Annotated in this window: 11 protein-coding genes; 7 read left to right on the forward strand and 4 right to left on the reverse strand. The window is 62.4% G+C overall.

Annotated elements, in window-relative coordinates; all coding sequences use genetic code 11:
- Nucleotides 1-33: 33 nt before the first annotated feature.
- Genes F8G81_RS20125 through F8G81_RS20135 form a run of 3 tightly spaced genes read right to left on the reverse strand, consistent with a single transcriptional unit; the run spans nucleotide 34 to nucleotide 3,015 of the window.
- A complete protein-coding gene (locus F8G81_RS20125; RefSeq protein WP_267276400.1) occupies nucleotides 34-993 on the reverse strand; it encodes a carbohydrate ABC transporter permease in 960 nt (319 codons plus the stop codon).
- 7 nt (nucleotides 994-1,000) lie between these two features.
- Complete coding sequence (locus tag F8G81_RS20130) at nucleotides 1,001-1,975, reverse strand: ABC transporter permease (RefSeq protein ID WP_267276401.1); 975 nt, start codon at nucleotides 1,973-1,975, stop codon at nucleotides 1,001-1,003.
- Nucleotides 1,972-3,015: a LacI family DNA-binding transcriptional regulator gene (locus F8G81_RS20135; RefSeq protein ID WP_267276402.1), complete on the reverse strand. Its 1,044-nt coding sequence runs from the start codon at nucleotides 3,013-3,015 to the stop codon at nucleotides 1,972-1,974. The genes F8G81_RS20130 and F8G81_RS20135 overlap by 4 nt, the downstream gene beginning before the upstream one ends.
- Before the next feature lie 580 nt (nucleotides 3,016-3,595).
- On the opposite strand from F8G81_RS20135, the gene F8G81_RS20140 reads away from it, so the two are divergent.
- The 3 genes from F8G81_RS20140 (at nucleotide 3,596) to F8G81_RS20150 (ending at nucleotide 8,171) form a co-directional block, all read left to right on the forward strand.
- Nucleotides 3,596-5,191, forward strand: coding sequence for a glycoside hydrolase family 68 protein (locus tag F8G81_RS20140; RefSeq protein WP_267276403.1), 1,596 nt, complete (start codon nucleotides 3,596-3,598; stop codon nucleotides 5,189-5,191).
- 130 nt (nucleotides 5,192-5,321) lie between these two features.
- The gene (locus F8G81_RS20145; protein WP_267276404.1) at nucleotides 5,322-7,280 is read left to right on the forward strand and encodes a glycoside hydrolase family 32 protein; all 1,959 of its coding nucleotides are present in this window, start codon (nucleotides 5,322-5,324) and stop codon (nucleotides 7,278-7,280) included.
- Nucleotides 7,281-7,331: 51 nt separating this feature from the next.
- On the forward strand, nucleotides 7,332-8,171 hold the full coding sequence (locus F8G81_RS20150) for an IclR family transcriptional regulator (protein WP_267276405.1): 840 nt from the start codon (nucleotides 7,332-7,334) through the stop codon (nucleotides 8,169-8,171).
- Between the two features lie 75 nt (nucleotides 8,172-8,246).
- Here the strand turns inward: F8G81_RS20150 and F8G81_RS20155 are convergent, their stop codons facing one another.
- Nucleotides 8,247-9,728 (reverse strand): purine-cytosine permease family protein, encoded by a 1,482-nt coding sequence (locus F8G81_RS20155; RefSeq protein ID WP_267276406.1) that lies wholly within the window; start codon nucleotides 9,726-9,728, stop codon nucleotides 8,247-8,249.
- A 264-nt stretch (nucleotides 9,729-9,992) separates the two neighbouring features.
- On the opposite strand from F8G81_RS20155, the gene F8G81_RS20160 reads away from it, so the two are divergent.
- The 4 genes from F8G81_RS20160 to F8G81_RS20175 all read left to right on the forward strand — a co-directional run bounded on the left by F8G81_RS20160 (nucleotide 9,993) and on the right by F8G81_RS20175 (nucleotide 14,933).
- Nucleotides 9,993-12,080 (forward strand): penicillin acylase family protein, encoded by a 2,088-nt coding sequence (locus F8G81_RS20160; protein ID WP_267276407.1) that lies wholly within the window; start codon nucleotides 9,993-9,995, stop codon nucleotides 12,078-12,080.
- Complete coding sequence (locus F8G81_RS20165; RefSeq protein WP_267276408.1) at nucleotides 12,067-12,654, forward strand: GNAT family N-acetyltransferase; 588 nt, start codon at nucleotides 12,067-12,069, stop codon at nucleotides 12,652-12,654. Before F8G81_RS20160 ends, F8G81_RS20165 begins: the two co-directional genes overlap by 14 nt.
- A gap of 145 nt (nucleotides 12,655-12,799) precedes the next feature.
- Entirely contained in the window at nucleotides 12,800-14,482 is a 1,683-nt protein-coding gene (locus F8G81_RS20170; RefSeq protein ID WP_267276409.1) for a sensor histidine kinase, read from the forward strand.
- Between the two features lie 238 nt (nucleotides 14,483-14,720).
- A complete protein-coding gene (locus tag F8G81_RS20175) occupies nucleotides 14,721-14,933 on the forward strand; it encodes a hypothetical protein (RefSeq protein WP_267276410.1) in 213 nt (70 codons plus the stop codon).
- Nucleotides 14,934-15,009: the final 76 nt, after the last annotated feature.

The raw sequence follows: 15,009 nt of genomic DNA on the forward strand, positions 1-15,009 counted from the left end.
CTGCATCTGGGGAGTAGTGATGTGGGCAGTGCGTTATTTGACCGCGCCAATCATGGCGCCCTTGGTGAAGTGCTTCTGCATGAATGGCAGGGCAATCATGAGTGGCAGGCTCGAGACGACGATCATGGCGTACTTGGTGAGCTCTGCGATCCTTTGCGCTGCCGCATAGGATTCGATGTCTCCGCCGGTGGTTCCGGCGGATGAGACGTCTGACTGGATGAGGATGTTCCGCAGGACGAGCTGGAGCGGGTACTTCGAGTCGTCGTTGAGGAAGATGAGTGCGTCGAAGAACGAGTTCCACTGGGCTACCACGTGGACCATGATCATGAGCATGATCAGTGGTTTGGACAGGGGAAGCACCATCTGGAAGAAGAACTTGAAGTCGGTGGCCCCGTCCATCTGGGCAGCTTCGCGCAGTTCATTGGGGATGGTGTGTTCGAAGAAGGACCTGGCGATGATCAGGTTCCAGACGCCCACCGCACCGGGCAGTACCACTGCCCAGACGGTGTCCAGCATGCCCAGGTCCCGGACCACCAGGTACTTGGTGATGAGGCCGCCGTCGAAGAACATGGTGATCACGAAGAGGAGCATCAGGATCTTCCGGCCGGGCATGTCCTTGCGGGACAGGGCGTAGGCGCCGCACAGGATGGTGCTGACGCTGACGGCGGTGCCGAGCACTGTGTAGATGACGGTGTTGCCCAGGCCGTTCCAGATCCGGCTGTCCGCGAAGATCCGCTCGTAGCCCTCCGTGGTTACGCCGGAAGGAAACAGCCAGACTTTTCCTTCGTAGACGGCGTTCGGGTCGCTGATGGAGGCGATGACGATGAAGTACAGCGGATAGACCACGGCGAGGATTGACAGCAGCAGGACGGTTGTGGCGGCGATGTTGAACGCACGGTCGCCATACCTGTCCCTCAGCGACTGCTTGGGACGGACCATGCTGGCGGTCCGTTTCGGGTTCTCGAGAGTCGGGGGGTTGGTTATCAGGGACATGTCGGCCTCACCACAGGGTTGCTTGGTTGGCCCGGCGCGCAATCGTGTTGAACACGAGCAGCAGCGTCAGGTTAAGGAGGGAGTTGAACAGGCCAATGGCGGCCGAGTAGCTGAACTGCGCCTGCTGCAGGCCCGCGTGGTACACGTAGGTCTGGATGATCTCCGAGGTCGAGAGGTTCAGCGGCGTCTGCATCAGCAGCGCCTTTTCGAATCCGACGTTGAGCAGGTTTCCGATCGCCAGGATGAACAGAATGGTCACCACCGGCATGATGCCCGGCAGGTCGATGTGCCGGATGCGCTGCAGCTTCGAGGCGCCGTCGACCTTGGCCGCGTCATGCAGTGCCGGGTCGATGGCCGCCAATGCCGCAAGGTAGACGATCATCGAAAAGCCGGCGTTCTGCCAGACATCCGAGATGACGTATATGGGGCGGAACCACTCTGCTGAGCCCATGAAGAAGATCGGTTCACCCCCGCCGAGTTGGATCGCGTTGTTCACGAGGCCAGACCTGGGCGAGAGAACCACGAACATGATGCCCACCACCACCACGGTGGAGATGAACGCGGGCGAATACAGCACTGTCTGGGTGAACTTCTTGAACCTCTCGCTCTGGAGCTGGTTGACCAGCAGGGCGAGGATGATCGGGATCGGGAAGGCCACCAGCAGGCCAAGGACGGCGATCCACAACGTGTTACCGACCACCTGGCCGAACTGGTAAGAGTTCATGAACCTGATGAAGTGCGTCAGGCCCACCCAGGGGCTGTCGGTGAACCCGTCCACCGGGTTGTAGTTCTTGAACGCGATCTGGACGCCGTACATCGGCCAGTACTTGAAGACCAGGATATAGACGATCGCTGGAGCTAGTAATACGTATAACTGCCAGGCGCGGGAAATCCTCTTGAGGCGGAGCGCAAGAGAACTTTTTCGCTGCGGCAACGGAGCCGCAGCGGGACGCCCGCGTCGGGCCGGGATGGTGCGGCTCATGGCATCTCCTTAGGATGAGTCACTGAATTCCGTTCAATCAGAGGGCAGTCCATCAGCTCGACCCGGCCATCGGGTTCCGCATCCTGGAGTATCAGTTCAACCGCGCGACGGCCCATGGCGACGAACGGCAATTCAAAGGTAGTCAGCCCCGGGCGGAGGAAAGGCGCCAGGGTGGCCTGGTTGTCGAACCCCACAATCGAAACGTCCCCGGGGATGGAAAGACGCAGGTCCGACACAGCCTGGTAGGCACCCCAGGCCCCACGGTCATTTGCGCAGAAGATCGCTGTGGGCGGGTTTCTGGAAGTAAGCAACTCCATCGCGTACTTGTAGCCATGCTCCTCGCCGCCCTGACCGAAGCGGACCAGGTCCGGATCAACGTCCAGCCCGGCGTCCTGAAGGGCTGCACAGTAGCCCTCGTAGCGTCCGACGGCGGCCGGAAGGCCGCTCTCGAGGGTTTCGATGTCGATCATTCCCACGTGGGTGTGGCCCGCCTTAAGCAGCCGGCTGGTCGCCGCATATCCGCCCTTTACTTCGTCCGGGGCGACACTCGGGACCCGTCCAGCACGGTCCTGGGAGTTCAGCACCACGGACCTGACATCCCCCAGCACCTCCGGCACATCCAGACGCCGGTGATACATGGCGGCGTAGACAACTCCTGCAACCTTGTAGGAGAGCATTGTGTCCAAAGATGCGGCCTCAAGCTCCTTGTCACCCCCGGTATTCACCGAAAGCAGGAGGAGCCCGTCCTCCCACGCCCGCTGCTGCGCCCCCTCGATGATGGCGCCGGCAAAAGGAGTAGTAGCCACGGAATCACCGATGAACCCAATCATTCCGGCAACGCCCTCGCGGAGAACCTTGGCATGGGCGTTGGTGCGGTAGCCGAGCCGGTCCACGGCATCCCGTACGCGCTTGCGGGTATCCTCGGAAAAGCGTGACCCGGCAGCCGAGTTCAGCACCAGGGACACTGTTGCCTGGGAGACTCCCGCAGCGGCGGCGACGTCATGCATCGTCGGTCCTGATTTCGGCCGTGATCCAGCCATGGGGCACCTCCTTGGGCCTGTCAGCAGTTCGTTTTATGCATCGGGTTATTCGTATAACTAGCCCAAACTGTATCCTGCATCACAGGAGGCGTCAAGGGGTCATTTTGTCTCAGCCGCATTCGCATGACGGCATCCGCAGATGGGGGCGCCAGTTGGGGTCCGTAACCCCTTTCGTAAAGCTGTTCCCCAGCCCTTAAGCGCCGCCAGTGTAGGCCACTCGCAACGGGGGCTAACGGAAAGCCAAGTGACAACCCTGGAGCAGTTTTCGACACATTTGACTCTCTGCCTGGCTTTATGGCACGCGCGAAAAGGAAGTAGGTGTAAGCGCTTACGCTTCTTCTCCGGAAGGCATTAAAAGCATATGTAAAGAGGTTTGGAGGGCCCTGAAAAGCATGCCTAGGGTGTTCAAAGGCGCAGCACAGGAAACCCCAAGCGGCCTATGTCAAGGGCTTATCGTCCCTTCTCACCCAAAACGAAGGCGTCCCTTGCGATAGCTGTTAGTTCAAGGGGAGCCGGAGTTTTGGAACGGGCATCCGCCCATCTTCCACGAATAGTTTCGAACTCCTCGAGAAGAGCAAATATGTTTATGCACCCCAAGCAACCCCGAATGCTGCGGAAGCGCTCTGCTGCCGCAACACTCGTGGCGGCCGTCGCCGTTACGACATTCTTGGCCGTCCCCTCGGCCCAGGCAAACGAGCCATCGGACCCGCCGGAAAGCCAGCAAATGCCGGCCCCGACCCCCGGGTTCCCGCTCCCCACGGAACACACGCAGCAGGCCCATGATCCGGCGTCGGACTTCACGTCCAAGTGGACCCGCGCGGATGCCAAGCAGATCATGGCCCAGAGCGACTCCACAGTGGCGCCCGGCGAAAACTCCATGAGTCCGGCCGTCACCATGCCGGAGATCCCCGAGGATTTCCCCACCATGAATGAGGACGTCTGGGTCTGGGACACCTGGTCGCTCACCGATGAGAACGCGAACCAGATCAGCTACAAAGGCTATGACGTGATCTTCTCGCTGGTGGCGGACCGGCATGCCGGCTACGGCTTTGACCAGCGGCACTGGAACGCCCGGATCGGCTACTTCTTCCGCAAAACCAACGCTGATCCTGCCAAGGACAAGTGGAACTACGGCGGCCATCTGTTTGTTGATGGTTCCTCCATCGGCAACACCGAATGGTCAGGGTCCACCCGCCTGATGCAGGGCAACCACGTCAACGTCTTCTACACCGCCACCACGTTCTCGGATGTGGCCGCGCGCAACTCAGGCGGAGGGGGTGCCCCGCCGGACGCCGCCATTGCGAAGGCCCTGGGCAACATCCACGCCGATGAGAACGGCGTAACCTTCGACGGCTTCGAGCACACCAAGCTGTTGGAACCGGACGGCAAGATGTACCAAAACAAGGAGCAGAACCCCGGCTTCGCCTTCCGTGACCCCTACACGTTCGAGGACCCGGCCCATCCCGGGAAGACCTACATGGTCTTCGAGGGCAACACTGGTGGTACCCGCGGAGACTACGAGTGCAAGGAAGAGGACCTGGGTTACAAGCCGGGCGATCCCAACGCTGAAAGCGTCAACGAGGTCAACAGCTCGGGAGCCAACCTCCAGACGGCAAATGTTGGACTCGCTGTGGCGGACAACAAGGACCTGACCAAGTGGTCCTTCCTGCCGCCGCTCCTGTCGGCAAACTGCGTCAATGACCAGACCGAGCGCCCGCAGATCTTCATCCAGAACGAAAATGGCAAGAACAAGTACTACCTGTTCACCATCAGCCACCAGTTCACCTACGCTGCCGGAATGCGTGGCCCCGACGGCGTCTACGGCTTTGTGGGCGACGGTATCCGCTCCGACTACCAGCCGTTGAACAACAGCGGCCTGGCTCTGGGCTCGCCGACGGACCTGAACCTGCCGTCCGAATCCCCCGAAGCGCCCACCCCCCAGCAGAACGGCCGCCAGTTCCAGGCCTACTCGCACTATGTGCAGCCAGGCGGGCTGGTGCAGTCCTTCATCGACAACGTGAACGGCGTCCGCGGTGGATCGCTGTCTCCCACAGTGAAGATCAATTTCCGCAACGGGATTTCGGAAGTTGACCGCTCCTTCGGCCAGAATGGTTTGGGGCCATATGGTTACCTGCCTACCAATCTCAGGGTAGGCGGAGAAGGCCACTACAAGTGATTTAACCCAGCCGTGCTGCTGCTTGACGCAGCGGCCTGCTGGAAATTTGCGAACGGGGGCGTCGGAAACGGCGTCCCCGTTCCCTTTGCCAGTGTCCGGTCCTACCTGAATCGCCATGATGTCCGAAAAGATGAATCTTTCTTCGCTCTTTAGCAAGCGGAGCACCTGGATTGCAGCCGCAGCGGCCGGCACCGCCCTGCTGCTTGCCTTAACCGTGCTTATTTCCAACGTTCACACGCCGGACCAGGCCCAGAGCCGGGGAGAAAAGGCCCTCGACGCTGTTGCCGCCGCCCAGGCTGACTTCAAAACGTCCCGCGGCACGTACGGCACGTACTGGCAGTCGGGTGGGGACCGCAGCCTCGGGGAGGTGCGTCCCATCCAGGCCTCCGGCGTGGATGATCTGCTCAGCATCAGCTGCGCTGACGGATGGGTGGCTGCTGCCCGGACGGGAAACGAGATCTTTCTTCGAAGCAGCGTTGACAGTGCAACCGCCCGGGCAGGAGCCGCGGAAATCCGCAGACCGGAATGCATCACCCCTGAAGCTGTTGATGCCATGCTCGGTGACCTCGGCAGAATCGACCGCTCGCCGGCGCCCGGAACGTCGCCGGAACGGCCCGCCGGAGACTCCCTGTACCGCCCGAGCTACCACATCACTCCTGAGCGGGACTGGATGAATGATCCCCAGCGCCCCTTTTTCCTCAACGGGCTGTGGCACTACTACTACCTCTACAACGCTGACTATCCGGAGGGTAACGGAACCGAGTGGTACCACCTCACCAGCACGGACCTGGTGACGTGGAAGGACGAGGACGTTGCCATCCAAAAGTACAAAAACGGGCTGGGTGACATCGAAACCGGTAGTGCCGTGGTGGACCACAACAACACTGCCGGCTTCGGCAAGGACGCAGTCATCTCCGTCCTGACCCAGCAGGACCAGGGGGTCCAACGGCAGTCACTGTTCTATTCAACCGACGGCGGATTCACCTTTTCCTCCTACGACGGAAACCCGGTGATGGAAAACCCCGGAGCCGAGCACTGGCGCGACCCCAAGATTGTCCGGGATGAGGCGAACGGACAATGGCTGATGATCCTGGCCGAAGGCCACAAGCTGGGCATGTACACCTCGAAGGATCTCAAGAGCTGGCAGTACGCCTCTGGCTTCGAGCGGTCCGGCCTGGGCATCCTTGAATGCCCTGATCTGTTCCAGATGGACGTCGACGGCGACCCCGCCAAGCGGACCTGGGTCCTGGCGGCGAGCGCCAACGGAAGCGAAGAAGGCAGGACCACCGGCGTTGCCTACTGGACCGGTGACTGGGACGGGACAACGTTCACTCCCGCCGAGGAGAAGCATCAGTGGATGGACGCGGGTTCTGACTTTTATGCCGCCGTTTCCTGGAACGACCCCAGGCTCACGGAAGGCCAGCAGATGCAGTCCCGGCAGGTCCTGGGCTGGATCAACAACTGGGACTACGCCCGCAAACTCCCCACCGCGGACTGGCACGGCGGAATGGACTCCATCGTCCGGGACATCCGGCTCAAGACCGTCGACGGCAGGCCAACCCTCACCTCAGCTCCGTCCAGGAGCCTGGCCCGGCTCGAGGGAGAACCGTCGTCGTCCGGTCCGCAGACCATCACACGCGAGGGAACTGACGGTCTCCCTTCCCTGGAGGGCGGTGCCTACCGGCTGGACATGACGGTTGAACAGCCGGATTCGGGTCGTGGCGGTCAGGACGTACCGGAGGCGCTGCTGCAGTTTGCCAGTGACGACTCGATCTTTGCCACGGTTGGCTACAACTTCAAGGACGGTGCCGCCTTCGTGTCGCGGGAGCAGCCGCCGGCCGCTGATGCACACCTTGGCCCCCTGTTTACCGACAGGCGCACAGCCTCGGTTCCGGCACGGAACGGCACGGTGGACCTGACCGTTTTCGTTGACCATTCCTCCATTGAAGTGTTCGTCAACGGCGGGGAGCAGACGCTCACCTCGCTGGTATTCCCCAAGTCGAACGAACGCGCCCTCAAGCTGGTGTCCGGCGGCGGAAACCTCACCCTCAGGAACTTGACGTATACGCCGCTGTCGTCGACCCGATAAACCCGTCCTTTGTCCGGCATCCCGGACAAGATGGGCGCGTATCGTTGGATCATGACTGGCTCTGTCCTGCGACCGAAGGCCCCCGCCGCTGTCCAGGTTCTGGCCATTCTCAGGTACGTCGCGGAGCAGGCGGGCCCCGTGGCTGCCTCGATCATCGCCCGTGACGTGGGGCTCCCGCGGTCAACCACGTACCAGCTGATCGCGGCACTGGTTGATGACGGCTTTTTGGTCCACCTCCCGGAGGAGCAAAAGTACGCGCTGGGCGTCACTGCCCATGAACTGGGGACAGGCTATTCGCGCCAGGCGCCGCTCCAACGCATTGCCCGCCACCCGCTGGCCCGGCTGGTTGCCAGGACGCGCCGTACCGCCCACCTTGCGGTGATGCACGGCCGGGACGTCGTCTACGTCATCGAAGAACGTGCGCCACGCCAGCGCCCCCTCGTGACGGACACGGGCGTCCGGCTTCCCGCGCATCTGACGGCCAGCGGCAGGGCGATGATGGCGCAAATGGATCCGGCCCAGGTCGCAGCCCTGTTTCCCGGTCCTGAGGCCTTCACCGTCCGCCACGGCAACGGGCCCCAGTCCCTGCCTGCCCTGCGGGACCTGCTGTCCCGGGCGCGTTCCCTCGGGTACGCATGGGAACAGGACGAGGTCACCGCGGGCTTCTCATCCGTCGCCGTCGCAGTCCTGGATCGCCAGCGTTATCCCGTGGCCAGTGTGACACTGACAGTTTCCAACCGCGCGTTTCCTCCCGGCGGGGCACGCCGGTCCAGGACGGCCGAGACGCCGGAAGAACGGGCAATACGGATCGAGGACGTGGCCCGCGAATGGATTCCCGAGGTGAGCCGTTGCGCCCGGGAGATTTCCCGCAGGCTGGGTATTCGCGGATAACAGAAACCAAGGCAGCTAACGGAAAAGGGTGCCCGGCCACCCCTGGCCGGGCACCCTTCAGCATCAGGACGGGAACTACACCGCGCGGCCGGTGACTGCGGGGCTGGCCGCAGGCTCCAGCACCTCAGGGGCGGTTTCGGCCGGGTAAATCATGTGGGCCGGTGCGTTCGAATTCCGCTTGGCCAGCGGGTAGAAGACCAGTGCTGTGACTACCAGCCCCACGAGCCAGGAGATGTCCGCCCCGCCCAGGAGTTTGGTCATCGGCCCGGTGTAGAGGGCCTGGGCCAGGAACGGGATCTGCACCACGATCCCCACCGCGTAGCTGATCAAGGCGGTCTTGTTCCAGCGTCCGTAGCGTCCGTTCAGGTCATACAGGGCCGGGATGTCCACTTTCTCCTTGGAGATCAAGTAGTAGTCCACCAGGTTGATGGAGCTCCAGGGGATGAAAACCATCAGCAGCAACAGCACGAAGTTCTTGAAGTTGGCAATGAAGTCAGGCGATGCCATGACGGCAATCAGGACCGTGAGCCCAATGAAGCCGACGACGTAGGCGAACCTTGTCCAGGCAGCTACACCGGTTTTGCGGGTAAAGGCCGTGACTGACGTCAGCATTGTCATGTAGCCGCCGTAAGCGTTCAACGTATTGACCGTGAGCTTTCCGATCACGATGACCAGGTAGATGATCACGGCAACCAGCCCGCCACCGCTCATTTCACCCAGGAAGGCCACCTGGCCGTCCAGGAACCGCTCCCCCTTGGGCAGGGCGAGGGAGGCGAAGAGCGCACCCAGCGTCATGGACCACTGCGAGCCCAGCACGGTGCCGAAGTAGGACGCCTGGAAGGTCTTGCGGGCCGGGGTGGTGGAAGGAAGGTAGCGGGAGTAGTCAGCCACGTAGGGGCCGTAGGTCAGCTGCCAGCCTGCACTGAGCGAAATGGCCAGCAGAAAGGTGGGGAACTCGAAGTTGCCGGCCGACAGTAGTGCTCCCACATCCTGGCTGGTGAACAGCCGGATGCCCAGGTAGGTGAAGCCGAGCACTCCGACGATCGTGGCGATGCGCCCCATCATGTGAATGTATTTGTACCCCAGCGTGGCGACCAGGATGGTCAGCGCCCCAAAGATAACCATGCCGACGGCGGGTGTGCCGGTCTGCAGGATTTCGTCCACGGCCTGCCCCGCCAGGACGGTACCCGTGGCGGCGAATCCGAGGTACATGATGATGACAAGCACCAGCGGAATGACGGCTCCAAGAATTCCGAACTGTGCGCGGCTGGAAATCATCTGCGGCAGGCCCAGCTTGGGGCCCTGCGCCGCGTGCAGCGCCATGACGGCGCCGCCAAGAAGGTTGCCGATCAGGAGGCCGATGATCGCCCAGAGGGCATCTGCTCCGAACAGCACCGCGAGCGCACCGTCCACGATGGCTGTGATCTGCATGTTCGCACCGAACCACAGCGTGAACTGCTGCTTCGGGGAACCGTGACGTTCGTTTTCCGGGACAAAGTCAATGGAGCGGCGCTCGACGCGCGACCCTCCTGATCCCGTTGTTGTTGTGCCCTGCATGGTTGTTCCTCACTTTGACGACCGGATTCCGAGGCCCCCCGACCTTTCAATCAATCTGAGCACGCGCTGTGAGCAGCATCACCCCAAAGCGGCTACGTTGCGTCCGGGGTTTCGGACAATGAGGGTAAAACAACGGGCTCCATTGTTACCGCCCGATTTTGGCAACACCGAAGCCTCGTCCTAGTCTTTCTGTTAGCTAAGCCTTACCTAACAAAGCCTTGGGAGAGAACGTGCCTGCTTCACCAAACCGCCCTCAGGTTGCCGATGTCCTCTGAGACGTTCCGGGACCAGTGGGGAGTCCCGCACCTGCGGGCAGACAGCGTGGACGAACTCGCGTTCCTGCAGGGCTTGAATGCGGCCATGGACCGTTCCTGGCAGATAGAGGTGGAGCGGTGGCGCTCGGAAGGCAGGACGGCCGAGCACCTGGGGGCGGACGGGCTCCACTGGGACCGCTTTGCCCGCCGCGTGCGGCTTGACGATACAGCCCGCCGTTGCTTCGAAAACCTGGACGCTGGCACCAAGCGCTGGTGCAGCGCGTACGTGGACGGCGTAAACCACGCCCTGGAATCCGGGCGCAGGCAGGCTCCCGAATTCAGGACTGCGGAAACAGCAGCTGCCGCTTGGCAGCCCTGGACGCCGCTGGGCGTCTTCCTGGTCCATCACATCCTGTTCGGCACCTTCCCCAACAAACTGTGGCGCGCCCATGTGGCCGAGACCCTCGGGGCCGACGCCGTGGAGCTGTTCAGCATTGAGGCCCCGGTGTGGGCCGGAAGCAACGCCTGGGCAGCCGCCAGCCACTTGACGGCGTCCGGTTCCCCGCTTATTGCCGGAGATCCGCACCGCCTGATGGAACTGCCGGGCGTGTACCAGCAGGTGCGCCTGGCGTGCCCGGACTTCGACGTCGTCGGGCTGGCCTTTCCGGGTGTCCCCGGCGTGCCCCACTTCGGCCACGCCGGGACAGTCGCGTGGGCCGTGACCAACGCGATGGCTGACTACCAGGACCTGTACAGCGAGCAGTTTAGGTACGACGGCGGCGTACTCCAGGCGCTCGGGCCCGCCGGCTGGCGGCCGGTCCCCGTCCACCACCAGGAAGTCATCAAGGTCCGCGGTGCCGATCCCGAGACCATCGACGTCATCGAAACTGACCACGGTCCGGTCATCTCCGGCGGTATCGACGGCGGCGCCGTCAGTCTGCGGACGCCCGCCCGGGCCGGGGGGACGCTGGGTTTTGAGGCCCTCCTGCCGCTGCTGCAGAGCCGTTCCGCCAAGGACGTGGAAGCTGTACTGGAAACCTGGGTGGAGCCGGTCAACTGTGTGCTCGTGGCGGATTCCGGCGGCGAAGTGCGCCAGTTTGTAGCGGGGAAGGTCCCGATCCGCAGTGCTCAAAACCGTATTCTTCCTGCGCCGGCCTGGTCCCAGGAGCATCAGTGGGTGGAAGGCTGGGAGGAACTTCCGCGGTCTTCGGTGCCAACTTTGGCGGTGAATGCCAATGACCGGGAGTCCGGCGGCGGGGACCGGCTGGGCCTGGAATTCGCCCCGGCACACCGTGCCCGCCGGATCCGGCACCTGTTGGAGGAAGGCGGGCCCGCGCTGGACGCCTCAGCGATGCAGAAAATCCACATGGATACCCGGCTCGGTTCGTGGCCTGCGCTCCACGCCCTGCTCCAGGCGCTGACTGGGCTGTCCGCCGAGGCCGCGGCGCTCCGCGAACGGCTGCTGGACTGGGACGGGCATATGGATGGGGACAGCGAAGATGCCGGCGCCTTCGCCGCCTGGCGGTCGGTCCTGGTTCTCGCCCTGGCAGGCACCTCGAGGCTGAGTCCGCTGGCGGCTCCCAACGTCTACTCTCCCCTGTTCGGACCCTGGCTGCATCTGGAGTCGCGGATCGGTTTCGCCTTGGAAACCCTGATCGCGAAGGGCAGCCACCACGGCATCGACGTCGTCGGAGCAGCCGCCCACGCCCTGGAACAAGTGGCGGCAGGAACCGGGGGCACCACCACGTGGGGAACAACGCACACCGTCCTGCCGCTCCATGCCCTCGCCGAACACAGGGCCACCGCATCAGCAGCCACAACAGTCCCCGTGACGGGACTGTCCGGTGACACCGGCTGCGTCCTTTCCACGGAAAGCCTGCCGGGCGTCACCGACGGCTCATTCCGGGGGCCGGTGGCCCGCTATGTCTGGGATCTGGCCGACCGCGGCAACAGCCGGTGGATCGTACCGTTCGGCAGTTCCGGAGTTCCCGGCCACCCTCATTTCGCCAGCCAGCTCCCGCTGTGGGCCGCTGGGGACCTCGTCCCTGTCCTCACCGACTGGGAACAGCTCACCAAGGAGACAAATGACCAGCGTTGAAACTGCCCTTCCGCTCTCTTCCAGGCCTTCCGTTTACCAAGAGACATTGCCGGTCCTCGGCACCCTTCGGCTTCTCCCGCTCATCCCTGAAGCTGACTCCGATCTGCTCCATGGCTGGGTGAAGGAGGAACGCGCCAGGTTCTGGGGCATGCAAAACATGAGCCGGGATGAAGTCAGGGACATCTACTCGTTCGTGGACAGCCTGGATACGCATCATGCCTACCTGATCTCGGTTGAGAACAAGCCGGCGGGGCTCTTCCAGACTTATGAACCGCTTCAGGATCCGGTGGGCGAGGTGTACCAGGCCCTTCCAGGGGACACCGGCCTGCACCTGCTGCTGGCTCCTGCCACGCAACCGGTCCACAACTTCACGCCCATCCTTATTTCAGGGCTGATCCGGTATTTGCTCTCCGATCCCGCCAAGGACCGTGTGGTGGCCGAACCTGACGCCCGGAACGCCAAAGTGATCCAGCGGCTGCAGGCATGCGGCTTCGAGCTGGGTGCCAAGGTGCAGCTCGCGGAGAAGGAAGCACAGCTTGTTTTCCTGACAAGGGAACGATTCGAAAGGGTGTAGTCCTTGCAGGCAATTCCTTTTCCTTGACGTGGAGCCTCCCGGAATTCGGTGCTTCGAGATCCGCCTGCATATAGGGTTGGTTCCACATCCTTCAGGCAGCCGGAGGCCATCGTTACTGTGCCGGGGGGACAGGCTGATGCATCGGATGCCAGAAAAAAGCGATCCCGCCATAGGGCGTGGGCGGCGCACCGCCGGGCTAACACAGGATCCTCAACCCATCGAGAGACTCGACGCATTTTTCGGCGGCCTGGGCGCCCGCGGCAAAGTGGTACTGAGCCAGTTGCCACTCTCTGTAACTGTTGTTCTTGTAGTTGTCACCGCAGCGGTATTCAGCCCGGAAACCTTGGCGGACAAGCCCTTCCAGATGGCTTTGCTGGCGCATACGGCAATCTTCGGGCTCTGCGTCGCGCTCCCTTGGAAACGACTTCCAGCCGGGGCGTATGTGCTGATTCCCGTCCTGGACTGCCTCGCCATCGGATTCACGCGGGAAGCCGGCGGCCCCACCTTTAATGTCATGAGCCTGCTGCTGGTATTCCCGGTGGTCTGGCTCTCCGTCACCGGACACCGGGTCGGAGTTGCCCTGGCTGTGCTGGCCGTTGTGCTGAGCACCCTCGTCCCGGCCGCAACCCTTGGCTCCGATCCAATGCAGGGATCGATGGTCCGGACAATTTTTCTTCCGCTGATCATGGCTGCTATCGCCGTCACAGCCCATGTGGTTTCGGGTGCACTCCACCGGCAGCGCCAAACCTTGGAGCGTAAGGACCGTGACCTGGCGGATACCCTCGCTGAAAGTGTCCGCCGCCAGCAGCTTCTGGACGCTGTCCTTTCTGCAGTCGGAGTGGGCGTCTGGGTAGTCGACAAGGATGGGCACAGCGTCCTGACCAATACGGCGATGCGCACTGATCCGGCACTCGTTGAGCTGATCAGGGAGAACGGCCCGCACCTGCTCTTGTTCAGCGACAGGACCACCGCTGTCCCCTCCGAGGACTTCCCTGTCAGGCGTGCCGTACAGGGAGATACCTTCACAGACGAGCTGTATTGGGCAGGTCCGGAGCAGGAACAAAGGGCATATTCCGTCAGTGCCCACCTGATGCCGTCCGTCAACAATGCGGGCAGAGGCGCGGTGGTCACCTTTGTGGACGTAACGGCTTTGATCAATGCGCTGGCCGCCAAGGATAACTTCGTGGCCACCGTGTCACACGAACTGCGGACACCACTGACATCCATCCTGGGCTATCTTGAGCTCATCCTTGATGAGCCTGGCTACGAGGAGATCAAACCCGAACTCGGCGTTGTGCACCGCAACGCATCACATCTTCTGGGCCTCGTCAATGATCTGATCGCCGTAGCGTCCGAACGGGTCGAACTCGCATTGCAGGAGGCTGACCTTGCCCCTCTGCTGGCCCACGTTGTCGAATCCGCTCGGCTCCAGGCCGCCGAAAAGGGCCTGGAGCTTGTGCTCGATGCCGAACAGGCGCTGACCGCCCGCATGGATCCGGTGCAGATCCGCCAGGTGCTCGGCCACCTGATGTCCAACGCCATCAAGTTCTCTCCGCACGGTGGAAAGATCACAGCACTGGCCCGGCGAGCCGGTACGGAGCTTGTCTGTTCCATAACTGACACGGGGATTGGCATGAGCAGGGAGGACCAGGAACAGGCCTTTACCAAGTTCTTCCGCTCCGCCAGGTCCCGTGAAACAGCCATACCGGGCGCCGGTATCGGACTACCCATTAGCAAGACCATCGTCGAAGGCCATGGAGGATCCATCAGTCTCACCAGCACCCAAGGTGAGGGAACAACGGCCACTTTCGTCCTGCCGGTGTCGTAATCAGGGCGGACGACGGCGGGAGGTCCCGCGGATCCTCTCCCTCCTTTGTCACACTCCCCGCACCGGACGTGTAATCGATCACATTTGGCTCCGAAAAGTTGCGAACCCCGCTGGCCGCCATGAACCATAAATAAGGGAAATCCGTTTTCCGCACACCTGTAACCAGCAATCCTCACCGACGAGGATGCGGTCCTTCGACGACGTGGGGCCGTCAACTGCATGAGTGAAAGTACTGACAATGACGTTTGAAACCACTGATTCCGTAACGCTGAAAATCTGGGACCGCACAGCTATCGACCACACCCTCGACTCCGTTGTACGGGACCTGTCCCCGCGCGCGGCAGCAGCCAAATGCGGCATCGCCATCACCCGCAGCGGCCCCAACACCTTCACGGTTGGCCTGAACCACAACGTCCCGCAGGGCTCCACTTTCGAGGAAGTCACCCGCTAGAACGGCAGGATCGACGACGGCGGGAGCTCCCGCCGTCGTCGTCAGGGTTAAGTTGTCACGGGTTAAACCGCCCTCA

It is taken from the genome of Arthrobacter sp. CDRTa11 (genome assembly GCF_026427775.1).
Lineage (GTDB): Bacteria > Actinomycetota > Actinomycetes > Actinomycetales > Micrococcaceae > Arthrobacter.

Bases quoted from the DNA above. Each gene is read 5' to 3' on its own strand.
- F8G81_RS20125 (WP_267276400.1), bottom strand. From the start codon at position 993: ATGTCCCTGATAACCAACCCCCCGACTCTCGAGAACCCGAAACGGACC.
- F8G81_RS20130 (WP_267276401.1), bottom strand. From the start codon at position 1,975: ATGAGCCGCACCATCCCGGCCCGACGCGGGCGTCCCGCTGCGGCTCCG.
- F8G81_RS20135 (WP_267276402.1), bottom strand. From the start codon at position 3,015: ATGGCTGGATCACGGCCGAAATCAGGACCGACGATGCATGACGTCGCC.
- F8G81_RS20140 (WP_267276403.1), top strand. From the start codon at position 3,596: ATGTTTATGCACCCCAAGCAACCCCGAATGCTGCGGAAGCGCTCTGCT.
- F8G81_RS20145 (WP_267276404.1), top strand. From the start codon at position 5,322: ATGAATCTTTCTTCGCTCTTTAGCAAGCGGAGCACCTGGATTGCAGCC.
- F8G81_RS20150 (WP_267276405.1), top strand. From the start codon at position 7,332: ATGACTGGCTCTGTCCTGCGACCGAAGGCCCCCGCCGCTGTCCAGGTT.
- F8G81_RS20155 (WP_267276406.1), bottom strand. From the start codon at position 9,728: ATGCAGGGCACAACAACAACGGGATCAGGAGGGTCGCGCGTCGAGCGC.
- F8G81_RS20160 (WP_267276407.1), top strand. From the start codon at position 9,993: ATGTCCTCTGAGACGTTCCGGGACCAGTGGGGAGTCCCGCACCTGCGG.
- F8G81_RS20165 (WP_267276408.1), top strand. From the start codon at position 12,067: ATGACCAGCGTTGAAACTGCCCTTCCGCTCTCTTCCAGGCCTTCCGTT.
- F8G81_RS20170 (WP_267276409.1), top strand. From the start codon at position 12,800: ATGCCAGAAAAAAGCGATCCCGCCATAGGGCGTGGGCGGCGCACCGCC.
- F8G81_RS20175 (WP_267276410.1), top strand. From the start codon at position 14,721: ATGACGTTTGAAACCACTGATTCCGTAACGCTGAAAATCTGGGACCGC.